This is a genomic window from Pseudomonas sp. GL_090 (genome assembly GCF_057837765.1).
The window spans coordinates 5,931,866-5,945,453 of record NZ_CM174452.1 but is presented as its reverse complement, the minus strand read 5'-3'; the positions used below and the strand labels follow the sequence as shown (position 1 = coordinate 5,945,453).

Here is a 13,588-nt window from a genome sequence, read left to right as displayed (position 1 = left end):
GGCCGGGCAGAGTTTTTATTGGAATTAGTCTGTGCGCAACTGAGTGCGGCGTGGTCGCTTGCAGTATAAGCAGCCACTGAAATATGGCGAATCAATTCTGTACCTGACCCCTGTAGGAGCGAGCTTGCTCGCGATGGACGTGAACGAAGACGTGTATTTACTGGTTGGCTGCGGTGTCCTCACGTTTTTCGCGAGCAAGCTCGCTCCTACAAAGGGCGGGGTCAAAAAAAGGAGTCGGCCGTGCTTGCGACGGCGTTGGTGTTGGTGGCGGCGCTGTTGCATGCGGCGTGGAATACCCTGATCAAGTTCAGTGCCGAGCGACTGTTGGTGGTGGCTTGCATGGACAGCGTGGCACTGCTCTTTGTCGTGCTGATGCTGCCGTTCCTGAGCGTGCCGCCACTGGAGATCTGGCCGTGGATCCTGGCATCGGCGGCGTTCGAGTTGCTCTATCGCTATTTGCTGATCCAGGCTTATCGGGTCGGCGACCTCGGGCTGGTCTACCCATTGATGCGCGGCCTGTCACCCTTGGTGGTGCTGGCGCTGACGCTGATCTTTGCCGGGGAAGTGCTGACCCATCAGCAGATTTTCGGCATCCTGCTGATTCCGTTCGGCATGCTCTGTTTGCTTTGGCAGGGCGGCGGCGGTGCGCGTTTGCCGTGGTCGATGTTGCCGGTGGTGGCGCTGATCGGCCTGTGCATCGGTTGCTACACCTATATCGACGGTCAGGCATTGCGGCGCTGGTCCCATCCACTGGATTACCTGGTCTGGGTCACCTTGCTCAGCGCCTGGCCGTTTCCGCTATTGGCATTGGTGCGCAAACGACCCGCGTTCATGTTGTTCTGGCGTGAGCAGTGGCGACTGGGCCTGGCCGTCGGGTTCTGCGTGTTGTTCAGCTACGCTCTGGTGCTGTGGGCGATGCAATTGGGCTCGATTGCAGAGGCAGCGGCATTGCGCGAGATCAGCGTGATTCTGGTGGTGCTGTTTGGCATGCGTTACCTCAAAGAACCTTTTGGCCGACCGCGCCTCTTAGCCTGTGGGCTGGTGCTGATCGGCATACTGGTGATGAAATTCTGACTGCTGTGAAACTTGAAGAAGGGACTGCTTTATGACGGTTGCTCTATGGTGCATTTTGATCGCGATTTTCCTGCCGTACGTGTGTACGTGGGTCGCGAAGATCAGTGGCGGGTTCAGACTGAAAGACAATCATGATCCTCGGGATTTTCTCGACTCCCTGGAAGGCTTGGGCAGACGGGCGCATGCGGCGCAGTTGAATAGTTTCGAAGTGATCCCGGCGTTCGCCGCGGCGGTGATCGTGGCGCACCTGGCCGGCAATGCCGAACTGGTGACGATCAATGTACTGGCCGTGCTGTTCATTACCAGCCGCCTGCTCTACATCATTTGCTACCTGGCGGACTGGGCGACGCTGCGGTCGCTGGTGTGGTTCGTGGGGCTGGCGTTGATCGTGAGTTTTTTTGTGGTGTCGGTCTGAAAGGTTTTCAGTGTCTTTGCCGGCCTCCTCGCGAGCAAGCTCGCTCCCACAGGAGTGTGCGCTCCAATGTAGGAGCGAGCCTGCTCGCGATAGCCATCTAACGGACAACACTGTCCTCAGGGTTTTGTCTTCTCTGCATCCGCCACCTGCGGCACTTGCGGTAGCGCAGCACCTTTGGGCCAGAGCATCCAGATCTGGCCCTGCTGTTTCATGTCCCCGGCCAGTTGCCCGGCCGCATCGCCGGTGCCCCAGAACAGATCCGCCCGAACCTCGCCGGCAATGGCGCCGCCAGTGTCCTGTGCTGCCACGGGGCGAACCAGGGCTGTACCATCCGGTCTGGTGGTGGACAGCCACAACAGACTGCCCAGCGGAATCACCTTGCGATCCACCGCCGCGCTGTAACCGGCGGTCAACGGTACGTTCAGCGAGCCGCGCGGACCTTCGTTGCTGTCCGGGTTGCGGGTGAAGAACACATAGCTGGGGTTGCTGCCGAGCAGTTCGGGAATCCGCGACGGATTGGCCTTGGCCCAGGTGCTGATGGCGCCCATGGTTACGTCTTCTTTTTTCAACTCCCCCTGTTCCACCAGCCAGCGGCCGATCGGTCGATACGGATGGCCGTTCTGATCGGCGTAGGCAATGCGCAACTGGCGACCATTGTCGAGCTGGATGCGACCCGAACCCTGGATTTGCAGGAACTGCAGGTTCATCGGATCGGTCAGCCAGGCCACGACCGGCGCCTTGACCCCTTTGGTTTCGATGGCTGCCGCATCGTCGTACGGCTTGAGCACGCGACCTTCGAGTCGCCCGCGCAGGCGCTTGCCCTTGAGTTCCGGGTAAATGCTGTCGAGGGCGACGATGATCATGTCCTCGGGGACGCCATAGACCGGGACATTGGCAGCGTCGGTCTGGGTCAGGCTTCCGGGATAGACCGGTTCGTAGTAGCCGGTGATCAGGCCGTTGGGGTTGTCGTTGGCGGCGCGCAGGCCATAGACATCCAGGTTCTGTCTGAGAAAACCGCGAATGTCGCTGGCGGTTTGCGGCACGTTGGCAGCCGCTGCGCAGGTGCCACCCCAGACCGGGTCGGCCTTGAGCCGGGTGCAGGCGCTGCGCCACGAACCGAAACCGGCGACCAGGTCGCTGTCGGATACTGTCGGCAGAGCTTCCCATGTAGCACTGGAATAGGTGGCCAGGGCGTGGGTTTTCGGTTGTTGGTTGTCGCCACCGGTGCAGCCTGCGAGCAGGGCCACCATCGGCAGGGTCCAGGCCAGGCTGTGACGCCATGCCTTGAAACGGCTGTTCATGGAGTGATTCCTTTGCCGGTTGCCTGAGCGCTCCATGTGCTCAAGCAACCCTTGTTGATAATAGGGCTATTGGTCTTTGCCGATGACGCGAGGATACTGGCCGCCGTTTCCCGTGACCTGAAGCCACCATGACTCTTAAAAGACTTTCTGTTGTATTGCTGGCCTGCCTGACGTTGTCCGCTTGTGGCGGTGTCGACCCCAACTCGCCGCTCGGCCAGCGCAAGGCCATTTTCAAGCAGATGCTCAAGACTGGCGAAGACCTGGGCGGCATGTTGCGTGGACGCATTGCGTTCGATGGCCCGAAGTTCGCCGAGGGCGCGGTGAAGCTCGATGCGTTGTCCCGTGAGCCGTGGCAGCATTTTCCGCAAGTGCGCGAGGAAGATCACACCAGCGCCAAGAGCGATGTCTGGGAGCAACAGGCACGCTTTCAGGCAATGGCCCGTGACCTTGAAGGCGCCACCGGTGAATTGGTGATCGCCAGCCAGGTTCAACCCTACAAGGCCAGCAACCTGGGGCCGGCGGTGCAGAAAGTCGAAGATGCTTGCAGTGCTTGTCATAAGGCGTTTCGGGATCATTGATTCGGCGCTACGCATGACCTGTGGCGAGGGGGCAAGCCCCCTCGCCACAAAAAACCGCTGCGTTACTTATCCAGCTCATCGAGTGCGTTCTGCAATTCCTTGCGGGCATCGGCGAGCTTGTCTTTGCGCTTGTTGATCTTGTCGGGGTCGCCTTTGCTCATGGCCTTGTCGAGGTCCGCCTGACGCTTGCTGACTTCGTGTTTGGCGTCGAGCACCTTGTTTTCCCGTTCCTTCTTCAGCGAGGTGTCGGTGCAGTTGGCTTCGACTTCGCTCAGGGCCTTTTCCAGGCCGGCCTGCTGCTCGGCATTGCCGTGGACCTTGGCCAATTCGATCTGATTGACGATGCCTTGCTTCTTGGCGGCGCAACCGGTCAGCCCTGGCGCTTCCTCGTCCGCCATCAACGGGGTGGCCAGCGCGATGCAAAGGCTCAACAGGGCGAGCGGTGAAAGAAATTTCATAAAAGCTCCATGTAGGAAATCAAGCAGGCCAGTGTGGCAATGGCTTGTTGGAGCCCAGCGGTCCCCTGGGGTTCCCGGTGGGCGCAGGGCCGACAGCTAAAAGCCGTCAATCCCCGCATCGCGTAGCGTTTCACTCAAGGCCAGGACCTGTGGATCGCGGAAAAATGCGTTCAGTTGCGCCGCGCGCCCTGGCCCGATATCGGCCTCGGCCCGCCATTGTTCGATGTCTCGCAACGCCAGTACCTGCCATGAGTCGCCGAGATGCGCCTGGCCTGTCGGCGGTAATCCCAGGGCTTTGAGCCAGTGCGCGAACGGTCGTTGCCGGGCCTGGTTGAAGCCGTCGGCAAGACGAGCCGCGCTGCGCTCGCCGAAACCGTCAATGGTAGCAAGCTCTTGGGCATCGAGGGTCAACCAATCCAGCAGACTGTTCAGGCGACCTGTTGCAAGAAGTTTTTCCCAAGTCCCCGGACCCACATTGGGCAGCGCCAGGCCTTGCTTGCTACTGAGCCAGGTCAGGCGCGCGAGAAACTGGCTTTCACAGCCCGGAGTCGGTTGCCAGCAACTCAATAAATGAAAGTCCTCTGCCAGCGGCACGTTCAACTCCGCGCGTTCGCTGCTGCGCAACACAACGCTATCGAGCCTGGGAATAGTCAGCCCGGCCAGGCTGATGGCGACCTGATCACCCGGACGTATGTCCAGCGCCTGCCAACGCTGCAACGAACCGACGCTGACGTGTTTGATCTGCCGGTCATCGAGCTTTACCGGGGTCAGTTCAAGTACCGGAGTGATCCGCCCGGTCCGGCCGATTTTGAAGTGAACCTGGCGAACTTCGGCCAGTGTCTGGGCGAAGGGGTACTTCCAGGCGATGGCCCAGTAGGGTGACCTGGCCTGCCAGCGTTCGGCGGCTGGGCGCTGGTTCTGGCGCAGAACCACGCCGTCGCTGGCAAAGGGTAGAGGAGAGCGATACCAGTGTTCGCGCCAGTGTTCGGCATCGATAACGGAGGCGATTGGCTGGCTGTATTCCGTGGTACTCGGGAAGCCCAGCGCAGTCAGCGCCGCGGCACGCTCGGGCACGCTCGCCGGCCCTTGGGGCCAGTCCCATACAAACAAATCGATGTTGGCGGCCTGCTCGGCGCTCAAGACCTTGCGCGCCATCAGGCCGGCCACCGAGCCACGAGCATTGAGGCTACCGGCCCGAGCCTGCACATGATCGGCCAGGCGCCAATACAGTTCGCCTTGCACGATCAAGTCCCGGGCCTGCGATAGCCGTTGCGGGATGGCCGGAATCTGCCGTGCAGGAACCGTCCAGTCCTGGCCGCTCTGGCCGTCGCCGCGGCTGATGGCCTGGGCCAGCAGGCCATTGCGGTAAACCAGGGTCACCGCCACGCCATCGATCTTAGGCTGGACCCAGACGTCCACCCGGCCACGCAGCCAGTTTTCCGCGGCGGGCCGATCGTGCAGTTTGCCCAGGCCAGTGTGGACGATGGGGTGGGGCAGGGTGCCGCGTGCAGTGCGCAAGGGGTCTGCGGACGGGCTCAGGTTGAAGCAGTGGCGCCATTGGGTGAGTTGCGCGCGAGACTGGTCGTAGAGTTCGTCGGCGACCAGTGAGCGTCCCAGGCGGTGATAGCTGTCGTCCCAGAGATCGATTTGTTTTTGCAGTTCGTTGACTTCAATCAGGGCGCGTTCGGGTGGCCAGTCCGGGCACTCGGCGGCGCTGGCGGTCAGGAGGGCGAAGGTCAGTAGGGCGGCAAAAAACAGGCGCAGGTCGGGAAGCATCTTGAGCGTCCTTGCTCGGTGAGGTGCTTGAAGGCTAGGTCAGTATCGGTTGGCGTAGCGGGTGGGGTTTTTACCGAGTGTTTCTGGTGACTGGGCGGGCCTCTTCGCGAGCAGGCTCGCTCCCACAGGGATTTGCGTTTGCCCACAGGTATCAGTCACGCCAAAGATTAACTGTGGGAGCGAGCCTGCTCGCGATTGCAGCTACGCGGTCTCAAGCAAGGCAATAAAAAGCCCCGCAAGGCGCGAACCGTGCGGGGCTTCGGGTGTTGCGGGGAAGTCTTACAGGCCGGCAGCAGAACGCAGGGCGTCGGCGCGGTCGGTTTTTTCCCAGGTGAACGTGGTGAAGGTGTCGTCACCCACGGTCTTGGTCGCCGGGGTGCGTCCGAAGTGGCCGTATGCAGCGGTTTCCTGATACATCGGGTGCAGCAGGTCGAGCATGGTGGTGATCGCGTATGGACGCAGGTCGAACACTTCGCGGACCAGTTTGACGATCTTGTCGTCGCTGATCTTGCCGGTACCGAAGGTGTTCAGCGAGATCGACGTCGGCTGGGCAACGCCGATGGCGTAGGACACCTGAATCTCGCAACGCTCGGCCAGGCCGGCAGCGACGATGTTCTTGGCCACGTAACGGCCGGCGTAGGCCGCCGAACGGTCAACCTTCGATGGATCCTTGCCGGAGAATGCGCCACCGCCGTGACGGGCCATGCCGCCGTAGCTGTCGACGATGATCTTGCGACCGGTCAGGCCGCAGTCACCCACCGGGCCGCCGATAATGAACTGGCCGGTCGGGTTGATGTGGAACTGGGTGTCCTTGCTCAGCAGTTCGGCAGGCAGCACGTGCTTGACGATCAGCTCCATCACGCCTTCGCGCAGGTCGTTGTACGACACTTCGGGGTTGTGCTGGGTCGACAGAACGACGGCGTCGATACCGACAACCTTGCCGTTTTCGTAACGGCAAGTCACTTGCGACTTGGCGTCCGGACGCAGCCAAGGCAGCAGGCCGGATTTACGGGCTTCGGCTTGCCTTTGTACAAGCTGGTGCGAGAAAGTGATCGGTGCAGGCATCAGCACGTCGGTTTCATTGCTGGCGTAGCCGAACATCAGGCCCTGGTCGCCGGCGCCCTGATCTTCAGGCTTGGCACGGTCGACACCCTGGTTGATGTCGGGGGACTGCTTGCCGATGATGTTCATCACGCCGCAGGTCGCGCCGTCGAAGCCGACGTCGGAGCTGGTGTAGCCGATGTTGGTGATCACGTCACGAACGATCTGCTCCAGATCAACCCAGGCGGAAGTGGTGACTTCGCCGGCGATGATCGCCACGCCCGTTTTCACCAGAGTCTCGCACGCCACACGGGCGAACTTGTCTTCAGCAATGATGGCGTCCAGCACCGCATCAGAAATCTGGTCGGCGATTTTGTCCGGATGCCCTTCAGACACGGACTCGGAGGTGAAAAGGGAGTATTCGCTCATCTCGATGTTTTCCTGAAATTACCGATGGTGAGTGTCGCCAGCCGGTCGCTGAAAGTGGCGGACCTGGATCTGGAAACCATTACGTAAGCCTACATAGAGGCTTTCCCCGGGAACGAGTCCCGCAGCGGTGGCCCAACGGGCCAGATCGTCCTGTTCAAACCCCAGCCAGAGATCACCGCAGGCCTCCTTGGCCCAACTCTGGTTGTGGCTACATAACTCTGTCACTAACAGGCTACCGCCTGGTTGCAGCAAATTGGCCATGTGCTTGAGCGCATCGGCCGGCGCGGCAAAATGGTGCAGCACCATGTTCAGTACAACGCAATCGGCCTTGAGGCTGACGCCGTTCAATGCATCGGCCAATTGCAGGCTAACGTTAGTCAGCTTGTCGCGTTCGCAGACCTGGCGTGCCAGTTCGAGCATCGCGCTGCTGTTATCCAGCGCCGTGACTTGCGCGAAGCGGCGCGCCAGTTCCGGCAGGAAGGCGCCATCGCCGGGGCCCACTTCAATGGCCGTGGCGTCTTTGTCGAAGCTCAGCTTGTCGAGCAGGGCCACCACGCTTTCGCGGTATTGCGGCAGGCCGGCGATCAAGTCTTGCTGGGCGCGAAACTTCTCCGCCACCCGTGAGAAAAAGTCCTGGCTGGCGGCCGCCCGTTGCCCATGGACCTGTGCGATGCGCGACTGTACGTCAGTCGGCAGCGTCAGGTTGTCCACTTCCTCGAGCAGGGCCGCGTGCAGTTTGCCGCCCAGCAGTTCGGTGTGGGGCAGGGCGCGACGGTAGAAAATCGCATTGCCTTCGCGGCGCGTCGCCACCAGGTCGGCCTGGGCCAGCACCTTGAGGTGGTGGCTCATGCCTGACTGGCCGATGCCGAAGATCTGCGCCAGTTCCAGCACACCGAACGAGTCGTTGGCCAGCGCGCGCAAGACATTCAACCGCAGGGGATCGCCGCCAGCCTTGCACAAGGCTGCCAGCTCATCGCAATCGTCATGTTGAATGGATGGCACGCGTAAATTCATAAGGCCGGCAGTCTAGTCACGGGTCGAAGGCATCGCAAGAGCAATATCAAAAAGTTTTGATATTGCTCGATAGATGGCACTTCCGGACGTTAGCTTCAGTCAACAAACGGACGGCGGAAAGGTTTCACCAGGCGAAACCGTCGTTATCCATTGGAAAAACGCCTTCAGATGACTATCTGTCATTGCCCCGAGGCGTCCCGGTGAGGGAAAATGCTCGCCTTTTTTCCGTTTCGTTTTATTCAAGCCCCCAGGAGAACAGCGATGCCTAGCCGTCGTGAGCGTGCCAACGCCATTCGTGCCCTCAGCATGGATGCCGTGCAAAAAGCCAACAGCGGCCATCCCGGTGCCCCGATGGGTATGGCGGATATCGCCGAGGTACTTTGGCGCGACTACCTCAAGCACAACCCGAGCAATCCATCGTTCGCCGACCGTGACCGCTTCGTGCTGTCCAACGGCCACGGCTCGATGTTGATCTACTCGCTGCTGCACCTGACCGGCTACGACCTGTCGATCGACGACCTCAAGCAGTTCCGTCAACTGCACAGCCGCACGCCGGGCCACCCGGAACTCGGCTACACCCCGGGCGTTGAAACCACCACCGGTCCACTGGGCCAGGGCCTGGCCAACGCCGTGGGTTTTGCCCTGGCTGAAAAAGTCATGGCGGCGCAGTTCAACCGTCCTGGCCACAACATCGTCGACCACCACACCTATGTGTTCCTGGGTGATGGCTGCATGATGGAAGGCATTTCCCACGAAGTCGCTTCCCTGGCCGGTACCTTGGGCCTGGGCAAGCTGATCGCCTTCTACGATGACAACGGCATCTCCATCGATGGCGAAGTCGAAGGCTGGTTCACCGACGACACGCCGAAGCGTTTTGAGTCCTACAACTGGCAAGTGATCCGCAATGTCGACGGTCACGACCCGGAAGAGATCAAGACTGCGATTGACACTGCACGCAAAAGCGATCAGCCAACCCTGATCTGCTGCAAGACCACCATCGGTTTCGGTTCGCCGAACAAGCAAGGCAAGGAAGATTGCCACGGCGCCCCACTGGGTGACGCGGAAATCGCCCTGACCCGTGCGGCGCTGAAGTGGAACCACGGCCCGTTCGAAATTCCGGCCGATATCTACGCCGAGTGGGACGCCAAGGAAGCAGGTCGCGCCGTGGAAGCCGAGTGGGATCAGCGTTTCGCTGCCTACTCCGCTGCGTTCCCGACTGAAGCCAGCGAACTGGTGCGTCGTCTGAGCGGTGACCTGCCAGCTGACTTCAGCGAAAAAGCCTCGGCCTACATCGCCGAAGTGGCCGCCAAGGGCGAAACCATCGCCAGCCGTAAAGCCAGCCAGAATGCCCTGAACGCATTCGGCCCGTTGCTGCCTGAGTTCCTCGGCGGTTCGGCTGACCTGGCCGGTTCCAACCTGACCCTGTGGAAAGGTTGCAAAGGCGTCACCGCCGAAGACGCCAGCGGCAACTACATGTATTACGGCGTGCGCGAGTTCGGCATGACTGCAATCATGAACGGCGTCGCCCTGCACGGCGGCCTGGTGCCTTACGGCGCGACCTTCCTGATGTTCATGGAATACGCCCGCAACGCGGTGCGCATGTCGGCCCTGATGAAGCAGCGTGTGATCCACGTCTACACCCACGACTCCATCGGTCTTGGCGAAGACGGCCCGACTCACCAGCCAATCGAGCAACTGGCCAGCCTGCGCTGCACGCCGAACCTCGATACCTGGCGCCCAGCCGACGCCGTTGAATCGGCGGTGAGCTGGAAGTACGCACTGGAGCGCAAGGACGGCCCTTCGGCCCTGATCTTCTCCCGTCAGAACCTGCAGCACCAAACCCGTGATGCCGGCCAGATCGCCGACATCAGCCGTGGTGGTTATGTACTCAAGGACTGCGCGGGCGAGCCTGAGCTGATCCTGATCGCTACCGGTTCGGAAGTCGGTCTGGCCGTTCAAGCCTACGACAAGCTGACCGAGCAGGGCCGCAAGGTTCGCGTGGTTTCCATGCCGTGCACCAGCGTGTTCGATGCCCAGGACGCCGGCTACAAGCAATCGGTACTGCCGTTGCAGGTCAGCGCCCGTATCGCCATCGAGGCCGCTCACGCGGACTACTGGTACAAGTACGTGGGCCTGGAAGGCCGCGTGATCGGCATGACCACCTACGGCGAGTCGGCGCCTGCGTCGGCCTTGTTCGAAGAGTTCGGTTTCACCCTGGAAAACATCCTGGGTCAGGCTGAAGAGCTGCTGGAAGACTAGCACCGTGCGGTGGTCTCACGACCACCGCTGTCCCCTGTAGGAGCGAGCCTGCTCGCGATGGTCGTCAACGATAACGTGGGGTGCCTGAATGCCCGCGTTGCCTGAGCCGCAATCGCGAGCAGGCTCGCTCCTACAAGGGTTGTGTTGTTAATGCGATTTCGATCTACCTGCGTCTATCGAGAACCCCATGCCTCAACCGCGTCCCTACAAAGTTGCACTCAACGGCTACGGCCGGATTGGTCGTTGTGTCTTGCGTGCGTTGTTCGAGCGAGGTGAGAAGGCCGGGTTCGAGATTGTCGCGATCAACGATCTGGCGGACATGGCCAGCATCGAATACCTGACACGTTTCGACTCCACCCACGGGCGTTTTCCCGGTGAGGTGAAAGTCGACGGCGATTGTCTGCATATCAATGGCGACTGCGTGAAGGTCCTGCGCAGTGCCACCCCCGAAGGCATCGATTGGGCGTCCCTGGGCGTCGATCTGGTGCTGGAGTGTTCCGGCGCTTATCACACCCGCGCAGACGGCCAGCGTTTCCTCGACGCTGGCGCCCCGCGCGTGCTCTTTTCCCAGCCGATGGCCAGCGAGACGGACGTCGACGCGACCATCGTCTATGGCGTGAACCAGGATTGCCTGACCGGCGACGAGTTACTGGTGTCCAATGCGTCCTGCACCACCAACTGCGGCGTGCCGTTGTTGCGCCTGCTGAATCAGGCCATTGGTCTGGATTACGTGTCGATCACCACCATTCACTCGGCAATGAACGATCAGCCGGTCATCGATGCCTATCACCACGAAGACCTGCGCCGCACCCGCTCGGCGTTCCAGTCGGTGATTCCGGTGTCCACCGGTCTGGCGCGTGGTATCGAGCGCCTGCTGCCGGAACTTGCCGGCCGAATTCAGGCCAAAGCCGTGCGGGTGCCGACGGTCAACGTGTCCTGCCTCGATATCACGATGCAGACCGCCACCGCGACCGACGCCACCGAGGTCAACCGGATACTGCGCGAAGCCGCCACCAGCGGCCCGCTCAAAGGCCTTCTGGCCTATACCGAGCTACCCCACGCAAGCTGTGATTTCAACCATGACCCACATTCGGCGATCGTCGATGCCAGTCAGACCCGCGTTTCCGGCCCTCGGCTGGTGAACATCCTGGCCTGGTTCGACAACGAATGGGGTTTTGCCAACCGAATGCTGGACGTTGCAGAACACTATCTGCAAACAGCAACTTCAAAAAAACCGTAGGAAGTGCGACCCATGACCGTGTTGAAGATGTCCGACCTCGATCTGCAAGGTAAGCGCGTATTGATCCGCGAAGACCTCAACGTCCCAGTCAAGGACGGTGTTGTCACCAGCGATGCGCGTATCCTGGCCTCGCTGCCGACCATCAAGCTGGCCCTGGAAAAAGGCGCGGCCGTGATGGTCTGCTCGCACCTTGGCCGTCCGACCGAAGGCGAGTTCTCGGCCGAGAACAGCCTCAAGCCAGTCGCTGACTACCTGAGCAAGGCCTTGGGCCGCGAAGTGCCACTGGTAGCTGACTACCTGGGCGGCGTCGACGTGAAAGCGGGCGACATCGTGCTGTTCGAAAACGTGCGCTTCAACAAGGGCGAGAAAAAGAACGCTGACGAGCTGGCCAAGCAATACGCCGCCCTGTGCGACGTGTTCGTGATGGACGCCTTCGGTACCGCTCACCGCGCCGAGGGTTCGACCCACGGCGTGGCCAAGTTCGCCAAGGTCGCTGCCGCCGGCCCGCTGCTGGCCGCTGAACTGGACGCACTGGGCAAAGCCCTGGGTGCCCCGGCCCAGCCAATGGCGGCCATTGTTGCCGGCTCCAAGGTGTCGACCAAACTCGACGTGCTGAACAGCCTGAGCCAGATCTGCAACCAGTTGATCGTGGGTGGCGGCATCGCCAACACCTTCCTGGCCGCTGCCGGTCACCCGGTCGGTAAATCCCTGTACGAGCCGGACCTGCTGGACACCGCTCGCGCCATCGCCGCCAAGGTCAGCGTGCCGCTGCCAGTGGACGTGGTGGTTGCCAAGGAATTCGCTGAAAGCGCCACTGCGACCGTCAAGCTGATCGCTGACGTCGCCGCCGACGACATGATCCTGGATATCGGCCCGCAGACCGCGGCGAATTTCGCCGAGCTGCTGAAGTCGTCGCAAACCATCCTGTGGAACGGTCCGGTCGGTGTATTCGAATTCGATCAGTTTGGTAATGGCACCAAAGTGTTGGCCCAGGCCATCGCGGAGAGTGCCGCGTTCTCCATTGCCGGCGGTGGCGACACCCTGGCGGCCATCGACAAGTATGGCGTGGCCGAGCAGATCTCCTACATTTCTACCGGCGGTGGCGCGTTCCTCGAATTCGTCGAAGGCAAGGTCCTGCCAGCCGTTGAAGTCCTGGAAAGCCGGGCCAAGGCCTGAGGGTCGCCCGTTCGACCAGGCAAGGGAGTGTTGAAATGGTCAAGACGTTAGCACTGTTGATCGTCGCGGGTTCGCTGGTGGCTTGCGGGAGTAGCCCGAAGGCCACCCCGGAATCTGCGCCGTCCGAGTCGGACAAAGGCTGCTACCAGGCTGACTGGCAGGCGGAAACCAACCCGGTGCTCAACAAGCGTTCCGGGCCGGAAGGCCTGGACAAATACGAGACTCAGGCACCCGCCAAGGAACATGGCTGCCCTTGACGGGTCTGACTCATTACTCAGGGCTGGCAGCGTGCGCCGTCAGTCGAGGGACACGGATGAAAGGTTTTATCGCCGTTGCGGCGCTGGCGTTGTTGGCCGGTTGTGCTCAGTTGGACCTGTTCCAGTCGTCCGCGCCTGTGGATAACTGGACCACCTGGACCTGCGACAGCCAGGCCAAAGTGCTGTGGCGCTACACCGACGACAGCCGCAGGGAAGTCGACGTGCGTCTGGGCGGTGCCGATCAGGTCTACCGCTTGAAACAGGAACCGGGTGCATCGGGTTCGCTGTACAGCAACGACATGCTGGCGTTTCACATAAAAGGTGAGGAAGGCCTGGTTTACTGGGTCGCCACCAATGATTTGATCGGCCGTGGTTGCAAGACGCAATAAACGGACTACGCCGTACCTGTAGGAGCGAGCCTGCTCGCGATGGACGTTAACGATAACGCGGGGTACCTGAATGTCCTCGTTGTCTGGGCCACCATCGCGAGCAGGCTCGCTCCCACAGGGGTTCTGGGTAAGTTCTTGAGATTTTCGCAACACCCGAATCCGCAGCCCGGGCCAACCCCCG

The 13,588-nt window shown here is 61.2% G+C and carries 13 protein-coding genes; 8 read left to right on the top strand and 5 right to left on the bottom strand.

All coding sequences use genetic code 11. The features are described 5' to 3' along the window. Nucleotides 1-240 precede the first annotated feature (240 nt). Together AC3ITA_RS26900 and AC3ITA_RS26895 are read left to right on the top strand one after the other, a co-directional pair. The gene (locus AC3ITA_RS26900; RefSeq protein WP_095944433.1) at nt 241-1,074 is read left to right on the top strand and encodes an EamA family transporter; all 834 of its coding nucleotides are present in this window, start codon (nt 241-243) and stop codon (nt 1,072-1,074) included. A 31-nt stretch (nt 1,075-1,105) separates the two neighbouring features. After that, a complete protein-coding gene (locus AC3ITA_RS26895) occupies nt 1,106-1,489 on the top strand; it encodes an MAPEG family protein (protein ID WP_095944434.1) in 384 nt (127 codons plus the stop codon). Nucleotides 1,490-1,605: 116 nt separating this feature from the next. On the opposite strand, the gene mltA is transcribed toward AC3ITA_RS26895, so the two are convergent. Beyond that, nucleotides 1,606-2,790, bottom strand: a complete 1,185-nt coding sequence (gene mltA, locus AC3ITA_RS26890) for a murein transglycosylase A (RefSeq protein WP_095944435.1) — start codon at nt 2,788-2,790, stop codon at nt 1,606-1,608. Between the two features lie 128 nt (nt 2,791-2,918). On the opposite strand from mltA, the gene AC3ITA_RS26885 reads away from it, so the two are divergent. Then, on the top strand, nt 2,919-3,368 hold the full coding sequence (locus tag AC3ITA_RS26885; protein ID WP_489278835.1) for a c-type cytochrome: 450 nt from the start codon (nt 2,919-2,921) through the stop codon (nt 3,366-3,368). 62 nt (nt 3,369-3,430) lie between these two features. Here the strand turns inward: AC3ITA_RS26885 and AC3ITA_RS26880 are convergent, their stop codons facing one another. From AC3ITA_RS26880 to AC3ITA_RS26865, 4 genes are all read right to left on the bottom strand, one after another. After that, nucleotides 3,431-3,826 (bottom strand): DUF1090 domain-containing protein, encoded by a 396-nt coding sequence (locus AC3ITA_RS26880; RefSeq protein ID WP_095944437.1) that lies wholly within the window; start codon nt 3,824-3,826, stop codon nt 3,431-3,433. 96 nt (nt 3,827-3,922) lie between these two features. Next, nucleotides 3,923-5,602, bottom strand: coding sequence for an NAD-dependent DNA ligase LigB (ligB, locus tag AC3ITA_RS26875; protein WP_095944438.1), 1,680 nt, complete (start codon nt 5,600-5,602; stop codon nt 3,923-3,925). Between the two features lie 279 nt (nt 5,603-5,881). Beyond that, on the bottom strand, nt 5,882-7,072 hold the full coding sequence (gene metK, locus AC3ITA_RS26870) for a methionine adenosyltransferase (protein ID WP_008050251.1): 1,191 nt from the start codon (nt 7,070-7,072) through the stop codon (nt 5,882-5,884). A gap of 18 nt (nt 7,073-7,090) precedes the next feature. Then, complete coding sequence (locus AC3ITA_RS26865) at nt 7,091-8,086, bottom strand: ArsR/SmtB family transcription factor (protein WP_095944439.1); 996 nt, start codon at nt 8,084-8,086, stop codon at nt 7,091-7,093. 261 nt (nt 8,087-8,347) lie between these two features. Between AC3ITA_RS26865 and tkt the strand changes: the two genes are divergently transcribed. From tkt to AC3ITA_RS26840, 5 genes are all read left to right on the top strand, one after another. Further along, complete coding sequence (gene tkt, locus AC3ITA_RS26860; RefSeq protein ID WP_095944440.1) at nt 8,348-10,345, top strand: transketolase; 1,998 nt, start codon at nt 8,348-8,350, stop codon at nt 10,343-10,345. 187 nt (nt 10,346-10,532) lie between these two features. After that, nucleotides 10,533-11,585 (top strand): erythrose-4-phosphate dehydrogenase, encoded by a 1,053-nt coding sequence (epd, locus tag AC3ITA_RS26855; protein WP_095944441.1) that lies wholly within the window; start codon nt 10,533-10,535, stop codon nt 11,583-11,585. 12 nt (nt 11,586-11,597) lie between these two features. After that, complete coding sequence (locus AC3ITA_RS26850) at nt 11,598-12,761, top strand: phosphoglycerate kinase (protein WP_095944442.1); 1,164 nt, start codon at nt 11,598-11,600, stop codon at nt 12,759-12,761. A gap of 35 nt (nt 12,762-12,796) precedes the next feature. Further along, nucleotides 12,797-13,018, top strand: a complete 222-nt coding sequence (locus AC3ITA_RS26845; protein ID WP_095944443.1) for a hypothetical protein — start codon at nt 12,797-12,799, stop codon at nt 13,016-13,018. A gap of 56 nt (nt 13,019-13,074) precedes the next feature. After that, the gene (locus tag AC3ITA_RS26840; RefSeq protein WP_095944444.1) at nt 13,075-13,407 is read left to right on the top strand and encodes an MliC family protein; all 333 of its coding nucleotides are present in this window, start codon (nt 13,075-13,077) and stop codon (nt 13,405-13,407) included. Nucleotides 13,408-13,588 lie beyond the last annotated feature (181 nt).